Below are 20,795 nucleotides of genomic sequence, written 5' to 3' on the forward strand. Positions count from 1 at the left end.
CCAATTAATTGAGAGTAAAACTCAGGCCGGCGCCCACACCGAAATTCCCTTCGGTCATGACACCGGAAACATTCATCCGCATGTTGCCGGTTTCGCTGGTGTAACCGAGACCGAAAGCTCCGGCACCGGCTCCGCGCCAGGCGCCTGCACCAACCGCGAGACTAAGCTTGCCGGGCCTGTCGTCAAACCTCAACGAGGCCGCCGCCAGTCCGATTGCCGCAGCCTGCCTTGCCTCCCCACGCACCTCGTTTATGCTTGAGCTGAGCCTGTTGAAGCCTTCATTCATATCGCCCGCAAGCGAGCCGACATACTGGTCGGTGTATTGCATGGAGGTCGTCAGCGTGTTTGACCCGACCTCATCGGCATAAGACTTGCCGGCCACCAGGGTATCAACATTGGATTGATCAACATAGGCACGGGCCTCCGTCGCACGTTGACGATCTTGCGCTTCCAGCTCCTGCTGGGCCTGTTTTAACTGCCGGACATTCACCCCGTCCTGTTCATCGACACCCATCGCCACATTCCTGATCAAGACAGGGGCATTAGGGTCACCGCCAAGCAATGTTACCGAGTTTGCCCGGGAGCCGTTCGGTGTAGCGTCGTAGGTCAGGCTGGCTGCCTGCGCCTCTGCCAGATCGTCGACGCGGGTGTTGACTGTACCGATATTGTCGCCGAGGGCGGCAAGTGCGCTGCCCGTATTGTTATACAGCCTCTGGCCCTGGGTCGTGCCGTCCGCTCCGATCATGGCAATCTCATAGGCCGGCGTCGTTAATGTGCCATCGGAATTCGTGGTGACACCACCACCGAGCGCATTCGCGGCAGAGCGTCCAACTTCGGCGATGCGGGCAGCAACAGTTTCGTTGGGTCCGATCCCAACCAGCTGGGACTGGGCGGCGGTAGCGGCAGCCATGGCGCCATCAGCCGTCCCCTGCGCAGCATTTGTGGCATCGCTGACGGCATTCAGCTGCCCGACATTTACGGCATCGGTGTCGCGTGTACCGGCAGCGACATTGCCGACACGGTTGGTCTTGTCATCGCCATGGCTAGCGCTGAAAGCTCCCTCGCCTGCATCCCACCTAAGGCTTTCATCAGCTAGATTATCAATGCGACTGTTGACGACTTCGACATTGCCACGGAGGCTTCCAAGTGCATCGCCAACATTGCTGAAGATTGTCGGGGACTGCACCGTACCGTCGGGGCTGATGGTCCCAACTCCGTATGCCGGTGCCGCAACACTTCCATCGGCATTCAGCACCGCGGCTCCACCAAGTGCTTGCACCAATGCCTCTTTAAGCCCGTCAACTTGTTGAGAGCTTTCCTCTGTCAGATCAAATGCATCACTCACCCGCTTATTGATCGCTTCCAGTTGCCCGAAATTGACGGCATCGGTGTCAGCGACACCCGCCGCCACGTTGGCAATCCTGCTCGTCTTTTCGTTGCCATGCGTGGCGCTGAAGGCGCCTTCGTCATCGCTCCACAGCAGGCTGTCGCCAGCCAGATTGTCGACACGGCTGTTAACCGTATCGATATTGCCGTCGAGTGCGGAGAGTGCGTCTCCGACATTATTATGCGCTGTCGGATCCTGCTTCGTACCGTCCGGCGTTATCGTGGCAATCCCGTAGGACGGGGCCGTCACCGTACCGTCGGAATTAACGGCCGCGCCGCCTCCAAGCGCATCGGCAGTCGACTGACCAAGGTCTGCGATACGGCCAACAACGGTTTCATCGGCGCCAACCCCGGCCAGCTGGGATGAGGCGTTCCCCGCAGCGGCCAGAGCGGCATTAGCCGTGTTTTGTGCAGTCGCCGCCGCATCCCGTGCGGTATCGGCCGTATTCTGTGCAGCCCCTGCCGCGGCCAGAGCGTTATCAGCCACGACCTGCGCCGCATTCGCAGAGGTCTGCGCGGCGCCAGCCGCGGTTTCTGCGCCCTGCGCCGCCTGTTGGGCAGTGCCCGCAGCCCTCAACGCAGTGTCGGCAGTGCCTTGTGCGGCAGTCGCCGCAATCTGCGCCGCATCTGCAGCGTTTCGAACGGAGTCCAGCTGCCCCAGATTCACGGCATCGGTCTCAGCAACACCCGCCGTCACATTCGCGATGCGGCTTGTTTTCTCAAGGGCGTGGCTTGCGCTGAAAGCACCTTCCTCCTCGCTCCAAAGCAGACTGTCATCGGCAAGATCATCCACGCGTGTGTTGACCGTGTCGATATTGCCGTCGAGTGCAGAAATTGCATCCCCGACATTGTGATGCACCGTCGGGTCCTGCGCCGTACCGTCCGCCCCTATCGTGGCAATCTCGTAGGCCGGCGCTGTCACCGTGCCATCCGAGTTCACCGACGAGCCGCCGCCCAGAGCATCGGCGGTCGATTGTCCAACGCCGGCAATACGGCCAGCAACGGTTTCGTTGGCACCAATCCCTGCGAGCTGAGAACCGGCGGTGTCGGCCGCAGCCAAAGCAGCATCGGCGGTGCCTTGCGCAGCGTCGGCAGCGGTCTTCGCACCGTCGGCCGTCGTCTGGGCAGTACCCGCCGAAGCCAGGGCATTATCAGCTGTACCTTGCGCGGCATCAGCAGCAGTTTTAGCGCCGTCGGCGGCAGCCCGGGCGCCATCGGCAGCGGTCTTCGCACCGTCAGCCGTCGTCTGGGCGGTGCCCGCCGCAGCCAGGGCATTATCGGCGGTACCTTGCGCAGCATCAGCAGCGGACTTACCGGCATCGGCAGCGGCCCTGGCGCCATCGGCGGCGGTCTTTGCACCGTCGGCCGTGGTCTGGGCGGTGCCCGCCGCAGCCAGGGCATTATTGGCTGTACCTTGCGCGGCATCAGCAGCGGTCTTTGCACCATCGGCGGCAGCCCGGGCACCATCGGCAGCGGTCTTAGCACCGTCGGCTGTAGTCTGGGCGGTGCCCGCCGCAGCCAAGGCATTATCGGCTGTACCTTGCGCGGCATCAGCAGCGGTCTTAGCGCCATCGGCGGCAACCCGGGCACCGTCGGCCGTCGTCTGGGCGGCGCTCGCTGCAACCAAGGCATTATCGGCTGTACCTTGCGCGGCATCGGCAGCGGTCCGGGCGCCATCGGCGGCGGTCTTTGCACCGTCGGCCGTCGTCTGGGCGTTGCCCGCCGCAGCCAGAGCATTATCGGCCGTACCTTGCGCGGCATCGGCAGCAGTTTTAGCGCCGTCGGCGGTGGTCTTCGCACCGTCGGCCGTGGTCTGGGCGGTGCCCGCCGCAGTCAGGGCATTATCGGCGGTGCCTTGCGCGCCATCGGCGGCAGCCCGAGCACCATCGGCGGCGGTCTTCGCGCCGTCGGCCGTCGTCTGGGCGTTGCCCGCCGCAGTCAGGGCATTATCGGCCGTACCTTGCGCGGCATCAGCAGCGGTCTTGGCGCCATCGGCCGTAGTCTGGGCAGCATTGGCAGATGCTTGGGCGTTATCAGCGGCAGTCTTGGCGGCGTCTGCAGCGGTCTGCGCGGTGCTGGCGGCCAATGCCACAGTTTGCAACTGCCCGACATTGACGGCATCATTTACAAGCACGCCATCGGCAATGTTGGAGATCTTGCTGGTTGCCGATGTTCCGTGGCGGGCATCGAACGCACCGGACGTCTGGTTCCAAAGCAGTGAATCCTCACCAAGGCGGTCAGCCTTGGTGGCAAGATCGGTAACGCGGTCGTTGGTCTCGGACAATTGACCACCCGTTACCGCATCCGACGATTCCGGGGTAAGAGCTCCGGGTGCGAGATTTGTTATCTTTCCATTTTCACGCACCATCATCGGGTTGCCATCACCGTCCAGCAATTGCCTTCCATCACCATCAAGCTGGGGAACGATGCGCTCAGCATCGAAGGCTTTTTTGTCAGGGTGCCACAACAGCGCACTTTCAATGATTGCTCCAATGGCGCGGTCATTCTTGATCATTTCATTGTCGAGCGCGGCGATTGCACCCAGAAGGCTGTCGGGTTGTTCGGCTGGGACCGTGTTTCCGTTGCCGTCAACTCTTGCTCCAAGGCTATTCAATGTAATTTGCGGCATGACGAGACCGCCTGCCTCATTGATCACCGCGCCGCCTCCGATCGCAGCGCGCACGGATTCGTCCACACGTGTCTGTCCGGGGTTCGTTCCGGCAGCTGGAAGGGCGGCCATCCTTGTTTCGAGATCGTTGACCCGACTGTGTGTTTTCCCGATCTCTGAGAAAGCGGCAAAGAGCTGCGAACCATTTATGGCGTCCGTACTCTCGGAACTGATCCGCCCCGATGCAACATTCGTGATCTGTCTTTGCTGTGCCAAACTACCAACTGAGAGTTCGGCGTGTGGTGCACCGCCTGCGAAGTTATAGACTGTTCCAGCCAAGGTTGCTGTTGGATATGCAACCATGTTCCCGGTTCTCGCATTGGAACCCAGCGCAACACTGAAGTCATTTTCAGCAGTGGCTCCGAATCCCAACGCCATTGCGTCGCGTATGTTCTGCTCAACGAGGGCGTTTCTTCCCAATGCTATCGCGTTTTCCGCTCTTGCCCGTGCGCCGTAGCCCACAGCGACGGCGCCTTCTGCGACAGTCAACTGGTTTGCGATCCCTGCTATTGCATTCCGTCCGACTGCAGTTGTATTGGGTCCATAGGCCTGTGCAAATCGACCTGCGGCCAGAGCGGAATATCCCTCCGCCTGCGTCGATGGACCTACAGCTGTGGATCGCTGGCCTCTTGCTTTCGCTGCCGTACCGACCCCGAGGGCATAGGTCCCGATCGCCTCTGAATTATTACCGATCGCGACCGCAAAACCTTGCGCGGCACCATCCGCGACACTTCCGTCTGCCGAGGCCTGTCCGCCGATCGCGATATCGCCGGCGTGTACGGTCCTGGTTGTTGCGCTTCCGATCTTGAATCCGGCCCCTGTATCTCTTCCCATCTGAAGAGTTGCCATCGGAATATGAACGTAGCCGTTGAGCATCGCGAGCCCGTTGACGTAAATTTCGCCTCCTAAGCTCAGCGAAGTGGCTCCGACTCCGTTCACACCTGCTGGACGGTAGAACAGAACGGAATTTGTCTGGGTTGCCTTGTTGTTCGAGTTACATTCGGCAGCATTGTTGCGCAAGTTGATATAGGCCGTTGCGTCCTGGATAAAAGTCGGCGAACCCACTGCGAAGCTGTCCTGCGGATCGTTGATGCTCACGCACCGCCCGTCTGTGTTTGCATTAATGTATATGCCATTCGCCATTACAAGCGAGGCGGACGGGAGACCGAGTCCAGCGGCAATTCCCAAAAGTCCTAGGCCACGCCGCGATTTGATGCCGAGAACCCGGTAAGCCATACGCAGCATGGCGAACAATCGGCGTCGTGCGAAACGGGAATCTGCATTTTTGCCAAACCAATTCTCTGCAAAACGAGAAACCTTTTCTTTTGCAGTTTTGGCACTTTGCGCTTTATGCTTCATAATTATGGACTTCTTCCCAGTTGCAAGCCGGACATAGGCCCGTCAAAATTTTCAGTGCAGACGGGATTACGATTTTGAAACGAAGACCCAGCTGCATGCGAAGCGCCTGCTAACCTCAAACAGGACCGTGCGGGAGGTGTGATACCGTTGCGAGACATGTTGCAAACGGAGAAAAAAGAATAGAAGCCATTGTTTTTTAATGGCAATTCTACGCGCAGCGATACACTCGTCGACGTACGTTTTGGGACTATTGAGGTAATGAATATCTACAATTCTGCTTCGAACGCAGTGATCCCGGAGATTCGCAAAATCAGGTTTCTCTCCTCAAGCACAAAAAGTGCGCCCAGCATTCATTGAACCCTGCTTAGCTGTGCGATTTCACCCACGTCCGAATACTCACAGCGATATCTCGCCTCACGCTCTGGGGCGCCATAACCTCAGGTAATGCCGGATTAGAACTGCGGGAGCGCGACGCCCAATCGCGCTTGGTACCGTGCTGTAGCGGTATCAAACTGATCTTTTCCGTTAAAGAATGCCAGATTTGCGCATCGGACGTTTGCGATACAACTGAGCATTACCCGTCCTATATCCACCAATTTGTAGGTCGAACGTGATAAGCATGAATTTCCCTTTTATCAAAAAGCCATCCGCAAAAGATGACTTTCTATCTGCGGTGGCTCAGGATCGGATGACTTATGTTGTTCAGCCAATTTCCTGCGCACTGGACAACACGCTGGAACTATACGGTGAATGTCTCGTCCGTATGGTGAACCGCGAAGGACGCCTTGTGGCCCCCGATGCCTTCATTCCGCAATTGGAGGCTGCCGGCAACATCAGCCTGTTAGACGAGCACATGATCACACTTGCGCTTTCCCATCTCAATCAGACCGAACGGGGCGCACTTGGGTGTAATATTTCTGTCGATACCATCCAGGACAACAACGCCTGGAACAGCATTTACAAAATCATCGCAGAAAATTCTCATCTCGCAGACAGATTGATCATCGAAATAACCGAAACTCGTCCGATCGCGCATATTGACGCGTTCATTGAAAATCTTGCCCAGGCTCGCAGCTTGGGATGCCGCATTGCCGTGGATGATTTTGGCGATGGCTACATGTCACCAGCTATGCTTTTGAGACTTGAAGTCGATATTGTGAAGATCGATAAGTCGCTGCTACGAAATATCCGATCGAGCGGGCAAAACCATTCTTCGCTCCATCATATTATCGGGTTTGCGAAAGCCGTCGCGCCGCTGGTCGTCGTTGAGGGGGTTGAGGACGCTCGAGATCTTATACGCTCGGCTGCAGCTGGTGCGACACATGTGCAGGGCTATTTTATTTGCAAACCAAGGCCGAAAGGTTTTTTACCTGAGCATTCGCCGATAGACCCAATTCGTCAGAGCCTGTTGTTTTAACGCTTCGGAGGAAGGCCCCAAACACACGGCTCCCGCCAGAAATTCCTGCACAGACGTCACGATCGCTTTTGGCGGCAGTCAATTTAGCTGGGCCTGAGGATCAACGACCTGCAACCCGGCTTTTCTTAATCCGACCGCAATGCTGTCGATAATGGGCTTTGTAACGTTGTTATGATTAAAGTCGTAATAGAGATTCTCTTCATAATCGGGGCGTAACGCATGCAACCGGCTTACTGCCTGGTTCATTTCTTCTGATCGACCGAGCTGCGCCATCGTAATTGCGCGTAATAACGGCACGAGGTAATAATCCTCCGCGTTAACGCGGCTTAACATTTCAAGCGCACCCAGCATGTCTCCCCGGTAATATCGTTCATAGCCGAGCGACAGGTAGCCCAGGCCCTGCAGTTCACCTGATTCCTCAATCCCTTCTCGTGTGAGCGGAATTCCCTCATCGTCCCGACCAATGTTCGAGAAGGCATTACCGATCCTGATTTTAAGATGAGGGTCATGAAAACGGCTTAGAATTCGTCTGGCTACAAATTCGAACCCCTGGAAATCCTTCTTGTCGTAAGCAGCATACATCGATGCTTGCATTCCGAGAAACGATTGAGGGGCGAGCTCTACGCTTTTCTGGGCTGCGTCACTTAACAACTGACTGAACTCGCTTGTATCCTTTCCAAAAGACGCAGCGTTTCGACCGAGCCTGTGATACAACTGCGCAAGCACGCCCCAGGCCTCCGCATCAGCTGGATCCTTCTCCACGACCTTCTCAAGGCATTGCCGCATATTTTGCTGAAATGCTGAGTGATAAATAAATGCAATTCTTTGTGGTTTCGTCAGGCACTCTCTACGATCAGCGTGATCGCCGTATATAATCGAAAGCACAGTCGGTATTGCCCCTTCGAGCCCGACCAGGCGTCCGATCACGACGTCCGCGACAGCATTGGGGTCGCGCAGTGCCTCGTTTTTGACCGGTTCCTCGGTTGCCCAGACGACGACACCGCTGCGGGCATCGTTTAATTTCCAGAGGACGGAGAGAACTCCGCCCCCTTCCCGCACCAGGCTGTCAAATGTAAAAACATCGTCATCGGGGCGAGACTTAACAATTGAGCTGACGAAGTCTGCTGCTTCCCCGGCGGCATCGACTATTTTTATTCCGCCGTGGTTTACAAGCTTTCCGACGACAAGTTCGGAAAAATCCTGTGCCAAATAGTGCGCGGCCTGACTTCCGGCAGTTGCCGTTGTATCCCGAACTATTACCACCACAGAGGCCGTGTGATCAGGCACACTCGTAAATGGCGGCCATGGTATGAAATCAAGCAGGACTGCTGTTATCACCAATGCGACCGCAGCGACGACAGACAGCGAAATTCCCGCATAAGCAAATGGAGCGCTTGGCCAGCGCTTTCTTTTATTCAACGTTTCTGTTCTGGCGGGACCTGTTTCCGTGTCATCCAGCCGCGTTTCCTGTCGTTCCTCCCTTCGTTGGAATTCAGGGACATAACGGCCCTTGGGCAATTGGATTATGATGCCATTCTCGTTGTTGGCTGTTTGATTATAGCGATCGAGAAGTGATCGCAAACGCGTTGCTGTCGTTCTGACGATAGGGTCTTCCGCAGAGTCAAAACCGGAATTGCGACCGAAAACTTCGATAGCGATCGAGTAGGACTTAATGCGGTCAGCACGGCCTTCCAGGGTTTCGATCACGATATATCGCAGGAATTGCTGCATCCGTTCGGAATTGCGAAACATCTCGGACGCAAACATCTGCGATAGCGCGGCCATCACCTCCTCGCGATCGATCGGATTGATTTTGAGATCACCTGTCAAGCGGAACTCCAGCAAATACTACTGCGCACTCCGAGCCAAAAAATTGGCAGCCGTACATGAAAACCTACCGTGGCAATATCTACACTAAATTAAAGCATTATCTAAATTACAAATTTCAAAAATGTTGTTTGGGAGGCGGGCGGGTGATCTTGGCCCGAAGGTAAGTGCAGATGGAGAGCGTGTCATTGATTCATCGCCTTCAACTTTTGCAAACTGTTGCTCATCTTCTCGATATAGGCTTCCGAGAAATTTGCGTTCCGAAGATCAAAGTCCAGGTGATCTTCATATCCGGGCCGCAACCGGTGCAGTTCCGCCAACGCGATGCGAGCGTCGGCCGCATGCCCCAGTTCTGCGAGAAGAACCGTTTTGAGTAGAGGAAGCTGATAATGATCCTCGCTCGTCACGTAGGACAATTTCTGAAGCCCGCCTTGATAATCACCTGCAAAATATGAGGCATATGCGAGCCATAAGAATGGTCCCGTTTCCTTAAATTCGGTCTCGTTGAGCCCTTGTCGCAGTAAATTGACGCCCTCCTCCAGCCGACCGATGGCGACGAGTGCTGCACCGAACCGGATTTTCAGATGGGGATCATGGAAGTCGTCGATCAATTCGCACGCAACATCGGCGAATACCCCAAAATTCTTCGCATCAATGGATGCGTACATTTCAGCCAATCGCGATGAAAAACTATTTGGCGCGAGTAACATCGACTGCGTGGCGGCTTGTTGCAGCAGGTTTTGATAAGGTTTCGGATCATCGCCGAAGGATGCGGCCCGCCTGGCCAACCTGAAATATACCTGCACGAGCAATCCCCAGGCGTCGGCGTTTGTAGGTTGGTCTCTGACGAGTCTTTCCAGACAGGAGCGCGTCGAAGGTCCAAAGTCAGAGTGATAGACAAGTGAGATTCGTTCGGCACGTGTAACGCATTGCACCGGGTTACCAACTGCGGCACTGATCTTCGACAGTGCTCCGTTCAGTCCCAGAACTTGAACAGCCAAACGTTTGGCAATGAGACTCGTGTCCAACCGCTCCAACGGCCCTAGATCGTCGCGATCAGCCCATAAGATTTCATGAGTATCAACGTCGACTATTTTCCAGAGTAGAAAAACGCTTTCATCTACCTCGAGTAACGAACTCCCAAGCGAGAAGCTCGGATTGTGCGTATGCGTTAACTGGTTTGGCTGGACCCTTGAAGATGACGCATCAATGATATTTGCACCACCATAATTGGCCATTTGCCCTGAAATGAGAGCGGGGAACTCTGTGGAGAACGCGTTAAGCCGTTTGTCATTCTCGCGATACTCCATTTCCTGAACGAACAGTGTCGGGGCAGCTGAAGGCTGCTCGGTAGAAATCAGGCCATATGCCATCACCAATATAACGAGCAGTACCAGGGCGCAGCAGAGGGGCCAGCCTATTTGCAGCGTCTTCCGAAATTCAACTCCAGCCGGATCGCTCCGCTCATAGGCGGCATTCCTTTTGAAATCAGGAATGTAAGCTCCCCGGGGAAGAGTTATCACGATCGCATTTGCGGGTTTGGGGGAGCTGTTGTAGCGCTCAAGTAGCAGTCGCAGCCGCGTTCCCGCCGTCCGCACAACAGAATCATTGATAATTGCTGCCGAAGGCGATCTGTCAAACACGTCCGTGGCAACGACATAGGACTTGATACCATTTGCGCGACCTTCGATCGTCTCCACCACGATGTAACGGAGAAAACTCTGCATCCGCGGGGAATTTCGGAAAGTGTCCGAAGTGCAGATGTTGGAGAGCGTGTGAAGTATCGCCTCTTTTTCACGTTCCGCCGAAAGCACTCTGCTGGTGTCTGGTTTGCTTCTCTGCGGTTCCGCCAAGGCGACGATCATTTCTGCTGTCCTGGTACATCTCATTAAAAAAGCCCGCAGCCGTCGCTGCGGGCAGATTTAGACAGCTTATGGCGGAGCCGTCTGGCACGTTGACGCATTCTTCAGGCGCCAACTTCGAGACGTTAGATAAGGAGTTGCAGCGAATATAAAGGCGTGAAACCGCATGGAACGGTGTTACGCGGAGCATTGATCGACGGCGACCGGCAAATATCCATCGCTTACTCTCCCTGTCATGTTGACAGGAAAATGAAATTCGCGGAACGCATCCGTGTATCGGTCTGGATCGACCACGATGTCCATGCCTTTGTAGGTACGACAGTTGTTGGGCATCGGTCTGTAACCCCCAAGGCCGCCTGATCGCCGATGCCGCGGAGCCTTTTTTTTGCAGGGTCAATGACGGAGCCATACCCGGCAGGAAATTTCGCGTAGCGCCTTTGCCGCGGTCTTTACCGCCTGAAAATCAGCTGGCCTTATCCAGTCTAAAGGAAAGCGGCACGAACCAGCAGGTAGCTGGTCGGTAGAGAAGCGGTCAATTTGGTGAATTGCGGTTCGCAGGCCACCCATAGGCCAATGGAAGAATTCGCTTTTGTCGCTGCGTTTTTTTCCTAGCTCCCTGGACATAGGGACCCACCAGCGAAAACGGAAGATAGCTACGGTTCGAAAGGCGTTGGAAGGATAGCCAACCTTCCAATCGTGTTTTTATCTCGACACAATATTAGGGGTTGCGCAAATTCCAGCTGCCGCCTAGTACAATCTTTGCGTGAAACGAGGAGTGTGCAGATTGTTTGGCCTCGGTCGTCAATACCAGCATCTTAATCATGCCGGGGGCTGCGCGTGTCATAGTTCAAACGCACAGCAGCTTTTCGCACGGATCGGCAAAGAAATGTCGCGCCGCTCGGTTCTAAAAGGCATCGCGGCAACGCTCGCCGTCCCTGCGCTTGGAATCGCGAGCCCCGCATTCGCACAAAAAGCGGAAAAGCCGATTCTGCTTCGGAACGTCAGTATTTTCGACGGGATAAACTCCAGGCTGATCACAGGCCGAAGCGTTCTCGTGGACGGCAAGTTCATTAAAGCCCTGGTCGCATCGGCCGACGACGTTGCCGATGCAGACGTTATTGAGTGCGGTGGGCGGACCCTGATGCCAGGCATGATCGATGCGCATTGGCATTCGCTCCTTGCGGGCATTTCGCAAATAACAGCGATGACTGCTGATATTCCCTACGTTCATCTGGTTGCCGCACAGGAAGCCGAACGGACGGTATTGCGCGGCTTTACAACCGTCAGAGATGTCGGTGGGCCCTCATTTTCGCTCAAACGGGCCATAGATGAGGGGCGCGTCGCAGGGCCGAGAATATACCCTTCCGGTGCGATGATTTCGCAGACATCAGGGCATGGCGACTTTCGTATGCGTAATGATCTGCCGCGTACATCACAAAGCACCCTTAGCATTGCGGAGCAGGCCGGGATTTCGGCGATCGCCGATGGAGAAGCGGAAGTTCTCCGCCGCGTGCGCGAGCAACTCATGCTTGGTGCGAGCCAGATAAAGATCATGGGCGGTGGCGGCGTTGCCTCGAGTTACGATCCGGTCGATGCTCTTCAATATTCAGAGGCAGAAATGAAAGCTGCCGTATCTGCTGCGGCAGATTGGGGAACATACGTATGTATCCACGCTTACACGTCGGCGGCGATACAAAGAGCGATTTCCTGCGGCGTCAAATCGATTGAGCACGGTCAGCTTGCCGACGATAAAACGGTCAGGCTCATGGCTGACGCAGGCGTTTGGTGGAGCATCCAACCTTTTCTCGCTGATGAAGACGCGAATACCTATCCTTTGCCCGAGCAGCGAGCGCAGCAGCAAAGTATTGCCGAGGGCACGGCCCGCGCTGTGGAACTCGGACGCAAGTACGGAGTAAAAATGGCGCTCGGCACAGACATCCTGTTCAATCCCAAGGGAACTGCGACACAAGGTCGACAACTCGCCAAATTCGCTCGATGGTATGACAATGTCGATGTGCTACGCCTGCTGACAAGTGGGAACGCGGAACTCGCAGGGCTCTCGGGACCACGCAACCCCTATCCGGCAAAGCTCGGGCGCATTGAAGCCGGTGCTTATGCGGACCTTCTGCTGATCGATGGCAATCCGCTTGAGGACATCTCGCTGATCGCTGATCCCGATCGCACGATGAAACTCATCATCAAGGATGGCCGGATCCATAAAAACACGATTCAGCCTGAGCGAGGAAAAAATTGAAGCGGTTTTCTCTTTTCATTGCGCTGTCTCTTTGCGGGATGCCGGTTGCACATGCGGCTGACACAACCCGTGACCTGCCGTCCGAACCCGTTCCAGAAGGGACCTCTCGTCCAGGCTGGGCGTTTCAGGTAACGCCTTATCTGTGGGCGGCAGGCCTTGATGGCAGCCTGTCACCTTTTAGGCGCGGTCCAACGATAGACGTGGACAAATCCTTTTCCGATGTGATGGACGATCTCAACTTCGGTGGGTTTGTAAACCTGTGGGGGCGTTACGACCGGTTTATCTTCTCAGGCGACATCATGTATGTCGACACCACTGATAGTCATGCCACAGGGGCGCTCTCCGCCTTCCAGATTCCAGGATTGGGTGTTGCGATACCGCCTGGGGCTACAATTGACGGGAAGGTTGACACAAGACAGTTCATGGCGACGCTGCAGGGCGGATACCGGGTTATCGACACATCGCAGTTCACACTGGATGCTCTTGCTGGAGCACGTTTCTGGCATATTTCGAATGACGTCACGGTCACCGCAAGTCATTTCGCCATCGGAAGCCAAACGGCCACGCACGATGAGAGCTTTGGATGGGTCGACCCGGTGGTGGGCCTGCGAGCATTCCTTCCACTGACTGAGAAGCTCTCCGTTCAGGCCCAAGCCGATGTCGGCGGCTTTGGAGCAGGATCCGACATCACCTGGTCAGTGCTTGCTACCGCCAACTATCTGGTTACGGATAACCTCTCGGTGTCTGCCGGCTACAAGGCGTTGAAAGTCGATTATGATCGCGACGGTCATGTCTACGACACGATGTTGAGTGGACCTGTCCTTGGGATGACCTGGCGGTTCTGATTGGCTTTCACTGAAAGTAGCCCTCAGACAGTTGTGGCTACACAGTCGTGTCTTGAACGGATACGAACTCGCGACCTGCGCCTAGCCGGCGAGATAGCGACGCATGCAATAGAGCAGCGTTGCCCGTGCTTCATTCTCACGAATGTCGATCACACGTCCGAAGAAGATGCGGTGCGTCGCCTCGTCGACAGTATTGGATAACTCGCATTCGAAGCTGACCGAGGAGTTGGCAAGGATCGGCGCGCCCGTAAGCCCTTCCCTCCAATCGCCGAGCGCAAATCGATCTTCTGTCGGCGTCTTTCCACCAAAGCGTTCGGATAGGTGCTCCTGACCTGGCATCAACGTGTTAACGCAGAAATGGCGCGTGTTCTCGAAGGCATGAAAACACGAGCTCGCACGATTGACGCAGACGAGAAGTGTTGGCGGCGTATCGCTGACACTGCAAACCGCCGAGGCCGTGAAGCCGTAACGCTTACCGCCTGATCTGGTGGTGACGACGTTGACCGCAGAGCCGAGGCGCGACATGCCATTTCGAAACGCGGCTTTGTCCACAATTTCGAAGCGGTGGTTCACCATGTTCATGCCGGCCTCCTGCTGCTGCGCCAACGTTTAGACCAACAGTTCTTTGCGGACGATTTCCGCACCGGCGGCGAGGGCATTCAGCTTGCCTCTGGCTACGCGACGAGACAGGGGTGCCATGCCGCAGTTGGTGCAAGGGTAGAGCTTGTCAGCATCTACGAACTGAAGTGCTTTTCGCAGAGTATCGGCGACTTCCTCCGGGGTCTCAACGGTATTGGTTGCCACGTCAATGGCGCCCACCATCACCTTTTTACCTCGAAGGAGCTCAATGAGATCTATCGGCACATGAGAGTTGTGGCATTCCAGCGAGATCAGATCGATGCTGGATTTTTGCAGTTTGGGGAAGGATTCCTCGTATTGACGCCACTCCGACCCCAGGGTCTTTTTCCAATCTGTATTGGCCTTGATGCCGTAGCCATAGCAAATATGGACAGCAGTTTCGCATTTGAGCCCTTCGATTGCTTTTTCCAGGGTAGCGACCCCCCAATCATTCACGTCATCAAAGAAGACGTTAAAGGCGGGCTCGTCGAACTGAATGATATCGACACCGGCAGCCTCCAGTTCCCTCGCTTCCTCGTTGAGGATTTTGGCGAATTCCCAGGCCAGCTTTTCACGGCTTTTATAGTGGCTGTCAAAGAGTGTATCGATCATCGTCATCGGACCGGGCAGAGCCCATTTGATCGGCTGGCTGGTCTGCTGACGCAGGAACTTGGCGTCTTCGACAAAAACTGCCTTTTTGCGAGAGACAGCACCAACGACTGTCGGGACACTGGCATCATAGCGATCCCGAATTCTGACCGTCTCGCGCTTCTCGAAGTCAACGCCTTCGAGGTTCTCGATGAACGTCGTGACGAAATGCTGGCGTGTTTGCTCGCCATCGCTGACAATATCGATACCTGCCTGCCGTTGATCATCGAGAGACAAACGCAGAGCGTCCTGCTTGCCGCTGATCAATTCCTCGTCCTGCAGTTTCCAGGGCGACCACAATTTCTCAGGTTCTGCAAGCCACGAGGGCTTGGGCAAGCTGCCGGCGGTTGACGTGGGCAACAGTGTTTTCATGATAGGCAACCTTGTGTGTTTGGCTCGTCAGTGAACGTGATTGGCAGACCATTGCTCAAGAACGGTCTTGTACGGTTTGATGAAATGCTCTTCAGCAAACCTTCCCTGCTCGACAGCCAGCCGGCTGCGTTCCTCGCGATCGTAGACGATGCGCGTCAGGGAATAATCCTGGTGCCGGAGATTGGGCTGAAAGCAGGCCCCTGCCGCAGAATTGGCGTTGTAAATCTCCGGCCGGTAGATTTTCTGGAAAGTCTCCATCGTGCTGATGGTGCTGATAAGCTCAAGATTGGTGTAGTCATCGAGCAGGTCACCGAGAAAATAGAAGGCAAAAGGTGCTACGCTGTTCGGCGGCATGAAAAATCGAACCTGCAACCCCATTTTCTGGAAGTAGCGATCGGTCGAAGACAATTCATCCTGCTGGTATTCAATACCTAATACAGGGTGCTGATTACCGGTTCGACGATATGTCCTGCTGCTGGAGGCACTCAGGCAAATGACTGGCGGTTTGTGAAAATGCTCTTTGTAAGCCTCTGAGTTCAGGAAACATTTGAACAGGTTTCCATGCAGATCGCCGAAATCCTCTGGCGTACCGAAGGCGGGGCGATCCTTGTTGTAAGCAGGCAGCACGACGCTGAAGTCGTAATCCCGGACGTAAGAAGAAAAGTTGTTTCCAACGATGCCTTCGATGCGCTCGCCGGTCTTTTGATCAACGATATTCGTTTTCAGGATTTCAATCAGGGGAAAGGCATCATTATTGCCCTGCGCACCGACATTCATCTCAACCGAAATGATTTCGAGTTCGACAGAATAACGATTACCTTCGGGGTTATCCCAGTGCGCCAGAGCGTTGAAACGATTGTCAATCATCCTCAAGGCGTTGCGGAGGTTCTCCGCGCGGTTCTCGCCTCTGGCAAGATTGGCAAAATTCGTCGTGACGCGCGTATTTTCTGACGGGCGATAACCCTCATCAAAAGATATCTTCTTTATATTGAAGCTAAAATCTTTGGTCATCACGATCGAACGCCCTAAATCCCCAGATGAACCCTGATTTCATTGACGTAAGTTTCAGGACGCACCGGATGTTATTTTCAATAGCCTCAGTCGACAGCTTTTAATCTGTCCCGACCCGAGAGCGATGTGCGTTTTGTGCCTGAGAGATCGATCGAATAAAAATGGTATTATCTCACGGAAGTATGAGCCCTGCTCATGATTTGGCACGAGAGACGGTCGGCCCGGAGTTTGGGAATGTCCCAGTCTTCCGAGACCCTTAGGGCGGGACGAATGCATATCTCGGCCGAGGTGATGACCTTCACTTCCACGAAACCGATGGTGGACGCCTTGACCACTCCAGCGACATACGACATTGGTTTGTCATCGTGGTTCTGCGGGCGAAAGTCCGGAGCTAAGAGGGAATTCGGTCAGGGCTTTGCTGCCTGAAGCCGAAGCTGCCCCCGCAACTGTAAACGGCGAGCGAAAGTCCATCCATGTCACTGAGGCAAGCCTCGGGAAGACGGACCAAAGCGACGACCCGTAAGCCAGGAGACCTGCCGCGATAGATAACGTCCACGGGCGGGGTGTCCCGGAGTGCCGCTTTCGCGACAGGCATTCCCGTGCCGTCGTCTTGCGTCATGTTCCTGCCCTGCCAAAAGCTGATGGTAGTGCCGATGACAGAAATCCCGACGATAGAAAAGCCTGCTCAGCGCGGCGCAATAACCAGTCTTATCGACATCGTCTTTCCAGGAGATACAAATCACCACGGTACGCTCTTCGGAGGAACCGGTCTCGCACTCATGGATCGTGTTGCCTTCATTGCGGCGACCCGGTTCGGGCGGGCACCTTTCGTGACCGCCTCTTGCGAGCGCATTGATTTCCGGCAGCCGGCGCGCATCGGGCACATCGTCGAATTCACGGCCAGACCAGTCAGGGCCGGCCGTCGCTCTCTGACGGTCGAGGTCGAAATGGTGGCGGAAACCATTGTCGGTCGTCAGCGGCACACCTGTACGAAGGGCATCTTTCATATGGTTGCCGTTCCAGAGGGCGAAAATGCATCGAGCTACGCCTTGCCCGTACTCGCTCCCGAAGAAACCAGGCAAGCCACGGAAACAGTGGCCATGGTGGAGATCGTATTTCCAGATCAGGCCAACAGTGTTGGCCGGATGTTCGGGGGCGAAGCGATCGCCTACATGACCAAGGCGGCATTCGTTGCGGCGTCGCGCTACTCCGGCAAGCTTGTGGTACTGGCCTCATCCGAGCGCATCGACTTTGCAAGATCAATCGAGATCGGTGAGATTGTCGAGGCGGTGGCGCACGTCACGCGTGTTGGCCGCAGCTCCATGTCCATCGAAACAAAACTCTGGTCCGAAAACCTGCTGACCGGCGAGAGACATATTACCGCCACCGGACATTTCACGATGGTCGCGGTCGACACGGACCACCGGCCGGTTCCTGTCCGCGATAGCGCTCCTGCACACCCGGCTCCTTACCAAGGGCGAGCATAACATGCTGGACAGACAACATCTATCGATCCTGCGTGAAGTCGACCGCTTGGGCAGCCTGACAGCAGCAGCGGAGCGGCTGAACGTCTCCCAGTCTGCTCTTAGCCACACGATCCGCAAGCTGGAAGAACGCTATGGCGTGCCGATGTGGGAGAAGGACGGCCGTAACCTCCGTCTCACCGAGGCCGGCCGCTACATCGTGACATTGGCCCAGCGCGTTCTCCCACAGATCGAAAGGGCCGAAGATGTCCTGTCAGATTATCGCCACGGCCAGCGCGGCTCGCTCAAGATCGGCATGGAATGCCATCCTTGCCATCAATGGTTGATGGGTGTCACAAAGCCCTATCTTATGGAATGGCCAGATGTGGGCTTGGAACTGACGACCTCATTTGCCTTCGGCGGCGTGACAGCTCTCACGGGATACGAAATCGACATCCTGATCACCCCGGATCCGATCGAGACACCTGGCATCCATTATTTGCCGGTGTTTGACTACGAGTTGGTGCTTGCCGTGCCAATCGATCATCCGCTGGCATTGAAAGACCACGCAGAACCCATGGACCTGCTGGATGAGACACTGTTCACCTATCCGGTGCCGCCGGAGCGGCTGGACGTCTTCACACAGTTCCTGGTGCCCGCGAACTGCCGCCCTCGCCACCATCGCAATGTCGAGACGACGGAGATGATGCTTCAACTCGTCGCGGCAGGGCGCGGGGTCAGCGCTGTTCCCGACTGGCTGGTACGTCGGGAAGCGGCAGCGCTCGGCGTCCGCCCCATCCACATTGGTCCGGACGGCATACGGAAAAGCATCCACCTCGGACTAAGAGAGGGCGACGACGCTGTGGATTTCATTGCCGGGTTTGTTGAGACGTCACGGCACAGATGAGCGTCGCGATCGCAGCGGCGATTAGACCCTCCATGTGACAAAACCTGTGTGGCCGACATGGCTTTCTGCCGAGCATATCCCAGAAAACAGCCGACCAGTGCTCCGTAGAAAAGAAGCGCCAATTACAAGAGCAGCAATGAAACGATGAGCGCAGGTGTCAACCGCGCAGATTGCATCTGGCCACCGAGCAGACGCTTGTAGTTCATCAGTCACGCGCCAAGGCTTCGATCGGGTCCAGCTTTGCCGCATTGCGGGCGGGAAGGAAGCCGAAGACGATTCCGATCAGGGTTGAGCAGGCGAAAGCCACCATGATGGAGCCTGAAGAAAAGATCATTTTGAAGTCGGGGCTCAGCAAATTGAAAAGAGCGCTGATCCCGAGGGCGAGCATCACTCCCATGAAGCCGCCGACAAGGCAGACCATGACGGCCTCGATCAGGAACTGGGAAAGGATGTCGCTGCGGCGCGCCCCGACGGCCACACGAACGCCGATCTCCTTGGTGCGTTCGGTCACGGACACCAGCATTATATTCATCACGCCGATGCCGCCGACAATCAGCGAGATCACGGCGACTGACGAAATCAGCAGCGTCAGGGTTTGCGTGGTGGTCTCGATAGTCTCGCGAATGGTCGCCGAGTTGGTGAGGAAGAAGTCTTTCGCGCCATGCCGACGCTCGATAAGGCGGGAAACTGCGGCTTCGACATTGCCCGGGTCGACATCGTCTCTGATACGGACCGTTATGCCGTCGACGTTTGGACGACCCAGCATGCGGCCCATGACGGTTGTGAAAGGCGCATAAACGGTCAACGTATCAACCGCCGGGCCGAAGGAATTTTCCCGTTTCGTCACACCCACGACCCTCGCCGGCATTGTGCCCAGAAGGATGACCTGCCCCACCGGGTTTACCCGGTCTGGAAACAGGTCTCGCGCGGCGTTTGCATCGATCACCACATTCTGGCTGTAGGCGGTAACGTCCTGGGCGTCGAACAGTTGTCCATGCGCCACCTCAAGGCCCCGTACACGAAAGAAGTCCGCGCCAACTCCGGTGACTGACGCATTGACGGCCACGGCGGCGCGCTTGACAGTTACACTTGTCGTGACGGTTGGTGTCACGCTGTCGACATAGGGCTGGTTCACCAGCGCTTCTGCATCGGCGGGAACCAGCGTCCGTATCTTGCCCGCTTCCAGATCGCCGAAGCCTTTACCGGCCCGCACCTCGATCGTGTTGGTGCCAAGCGAACTGATACTGCTCAGGATTTGTTGCTGCGAGCCGGCTCCCAGTGCCGAGATAGCCGCCACCGAGGCGATACCGATGATGATGCCGAGCATGGTCAGAAGCGAGCGCATCTTGTGCGCCCAGATTGCTGCGCCCGCCATGCGAAAGGCTTCGGTCATCCGGTCAATTGCGCCACGCCAGCCAGCGCCCGGCGCGTGCTCGCGGATGGGACGCGCCGTCGCGGCGGATTTGGATATATTGCGCTCGTCGGAAATGATAACGCCGTCGCTGATCTCTACAACCCGATCCGCGTGTTCGGCGATCTTCTTGTCGTGAGTGACGAGGATGATGGTGTGCCCTTCGGCATGAAGCTCGCGCAGGATCTTCATGACTTCGGCGCCACTGTGCGTATCCAGCGCTCCGGTTGGTTCGTCGGCCAGAATTATCTCGCCGCCATTCATCAGGGCGCGGGCGATCGACACCCGCTGCTGCTGGCCGCCCGAAAGCTTGCCCGGGATATTGCCCGTCCGCTCGGCTAGGCCCAGTCGGGTCAACAAGGAGATCGCTCGCTTGTGCCGGTCGGATCGGCTGCGTCCGGCATAGATGGCCGGCACCTCGACGTTGCTGGCCGCACTGAGATCGCCAAGCAGATGATAACGCTGAAATATGAAACCAAAACGCTCGCGGCGTAGCGCCGCCAGTTCGTCCACGGACATCTTCGAGGTCTCGCGTCCTTCGATCCAGTAGCTGCCGTCCGTCGGACGATCAAGGCAGCCAAGGATGTTCATCAGCGTCGACTTGCCGGAGCCCGAGGCACCGATGATAGCCATCATCTCGCCGGCCTCGATGTCGAGGTCGACGTCTTTCAGCACCCGCACCATCTCGTCGCCTGCGGGGAAAGCGCGGGATACCCCACGTACTCGGATCAATGGTTCCGTCATAAC

The 20,795-nt window shown here is 56.2% G+C and carries 12 protein-coding genes and 1 riboswitch; of the genes, 5 read left to right on the forward strand and 7 right to left on the reverse strand.

What is annotated here, in order from left to right:
• Positions 1-4: 4 nt before the first annotated feature.
• Positions 5-5,413 (reverse strand): YadA-like family protein, encoded by a 5,409-nt coding sequence (locus EXN68_RS26530; RefSeq protein WP_142843586.1) that lies wholly within the window; start codon positions 5,411-5,413, stop codon positions 5-7.
• Between the two features lie 619 nt (positions 5,414-6,032).
• Here EXN68_RS26530 and EXN68_RS26535 point away from each other — a divergent pair.
• The gene (locus EXN68_RS26535; RefSeq protein ID WP_142843587.1) at positions 6,033-6,830 is read left to right on the forward strand and encodes an EAL domain-containing protein; all 798 of its coding nucleotides are present in this window, start codon (positions 6,033-6,035) and stop codon (positions 6,828-6,830) included.
• 78 nt (positions 6,831-6,908) lie between these two features.
• Here EXN68_RS26535 and EXN68_RS26540 read toward each other — a convergent pair whose 3' ends face one another.
• A complete protein-coding gene (locus EXN68_RS26540) occupies positions 6,909-8,660 on the reverse strand; it encodes a tetratricopeptide repeat protein (protein WP_142843588.1) in 1,752 nt (583 codons plus the stop codon).
• A gap of 182 nt (positions 8,661-8,842) precedes the next feature.
• A complete protein-coding gene (locus tag EXN68_RS26545) occupies positions 8,843-10,522 on the reverse strand; it encodes a hypothetical protein (RefSeq protein ID WP_142843589.1) in 1,680 nt (559 codons plus the stop codon).
• Between the two features lie 781 nt (positions 10,523-11,303).
• Between EXN68_RS26545 and EXN68_RS26550 the strand changes: the two genes are divergently transcribed.
• Complete coding sequence (locus tag EXN68_RS26550) at positions 11,304-12,773, forward strand: metal-dependent hydrolase family protein (protein ID WP_237681505.1); 1,470 nt, start codon at positions 11,304-11,306, stop codon at positions 12,771-12,773.
• Between the two features lie 38 nt (positions 12,774-12,811).
• Entirely contained in the window at positions 12,812-13,618 is an 807-nt protein-coding gene (locus EXN68_RS26555) for a hypothetical protein (RefSeq protein WP_142843654.1), read from the forward strand.
• Positions 13,619-13,699: 81 nt separating this feature from the next.
• Here the strand turns inward: EXN68_RS26555 and EXN68_RS26560 are convergent, their stop codons facing one another.
• Genes EXN68_RS26560 through EXN68_RS26570 form a run of 3 tightly spaced genes read right to left on the reverse strand, consistent with a single transcriptional unit; the run spans position 13,700 to position 16,267 of the window.
• Entirely contained in the window at positions 13,700-14,200 is a 501-nt protein-coding gene (locus EXN68_RS26560) for a flavin reductase (protein WP_142843590.1), read from the reverse strand.
• A gap of 27 nt (positions 14,201-14,227) precedes the next feature.
• A complete protein-coding gene (locus EXN68_RS26565) occupies positions 14,228-15,256 on the reverse strand; it encodes a methionine synthase (RefSeq protein ID WP_142843591.1) in 1,029 nt (342 codons plus the stop codon).
• A 27-nt stretch (positions 15,257-15,283) separates the two neighbouring features.
• Positions 15,284-16,267, reverse strand: coding sequence for a DUF1852 domain-containing protein (locus tag EXN68_RS26570; RefSeq protein ID WP_142843592.1), 984 nt, complete (start codon positions 16,265-16,267; stop codon positions 15,284-15,286).
• 349 nt (positions 16,268-16,616) lie between these two features.
• Positions 16,617-16,822: riboswitch (cobalamin riboswitch) on the forward strand.
• A 98-nt stretch (positions 16,823-16,920) separates the two neighbouring features.
• Between EXN68_RS26570 and EXN68_RS26575 the strand changes: the two genes are divergently transcribed.
• Together EXN68_RS26575 and EXN68_RS26580 are read left to right on the forward strand one after the other, a co-directional pair.
• Positions 16,921-17,754 carry an acyl-CoA thioesterase gene (locus tag EXN68_RS26575; RefSeq protein ID WP_142843593.1) on the forward strand — a complete coding sequence of 278 codons (834 nt, stop codon included), beginning with the start codon at positions 16,921-16,923 and terminating at the stop codon, positions 17,752-17,754.
• A gap of 1 nt (position 17,755) precedes the next feature.
• Entirely contained in the window at positions 17,756-18,637 is an 882-nt protein-coding gene (locus EXN68_RS26580) for a LysR family transcriptional regulator (protein WP_142843594.1), read from the forward strand.
• A gap of 205 nt (positions 18,638-18,842) precedes the next feature.
• Here EXN68_RS26580 and EXN68_RS26585 read toward each other — a convergent pair whose 3' ends face one another.
• On the reverse strand, positions 18,843-20,792 hold the full coding sequence (locus tag EXN68_RS26585; protein ID WP_142843595.1) for a MacB family efflux pump subunit: 1,950 nt from the start codon (positions 20,790-20,792) through the stop codon (positions 18,843-18,845).
• Positions 20,793-20,795 lie beyond the last annotated feature (3 nt).

The sequence above is a fragment of the Martinezella rhizogenes genome (assembly GCF_007002745.1).
GTDB lineage: Bacteria > Pseudomonadota > Alphaproteobacteria > Rhizobiales > Rhizobiaceae > Agrobacterium > Agrobacterium cucumeris.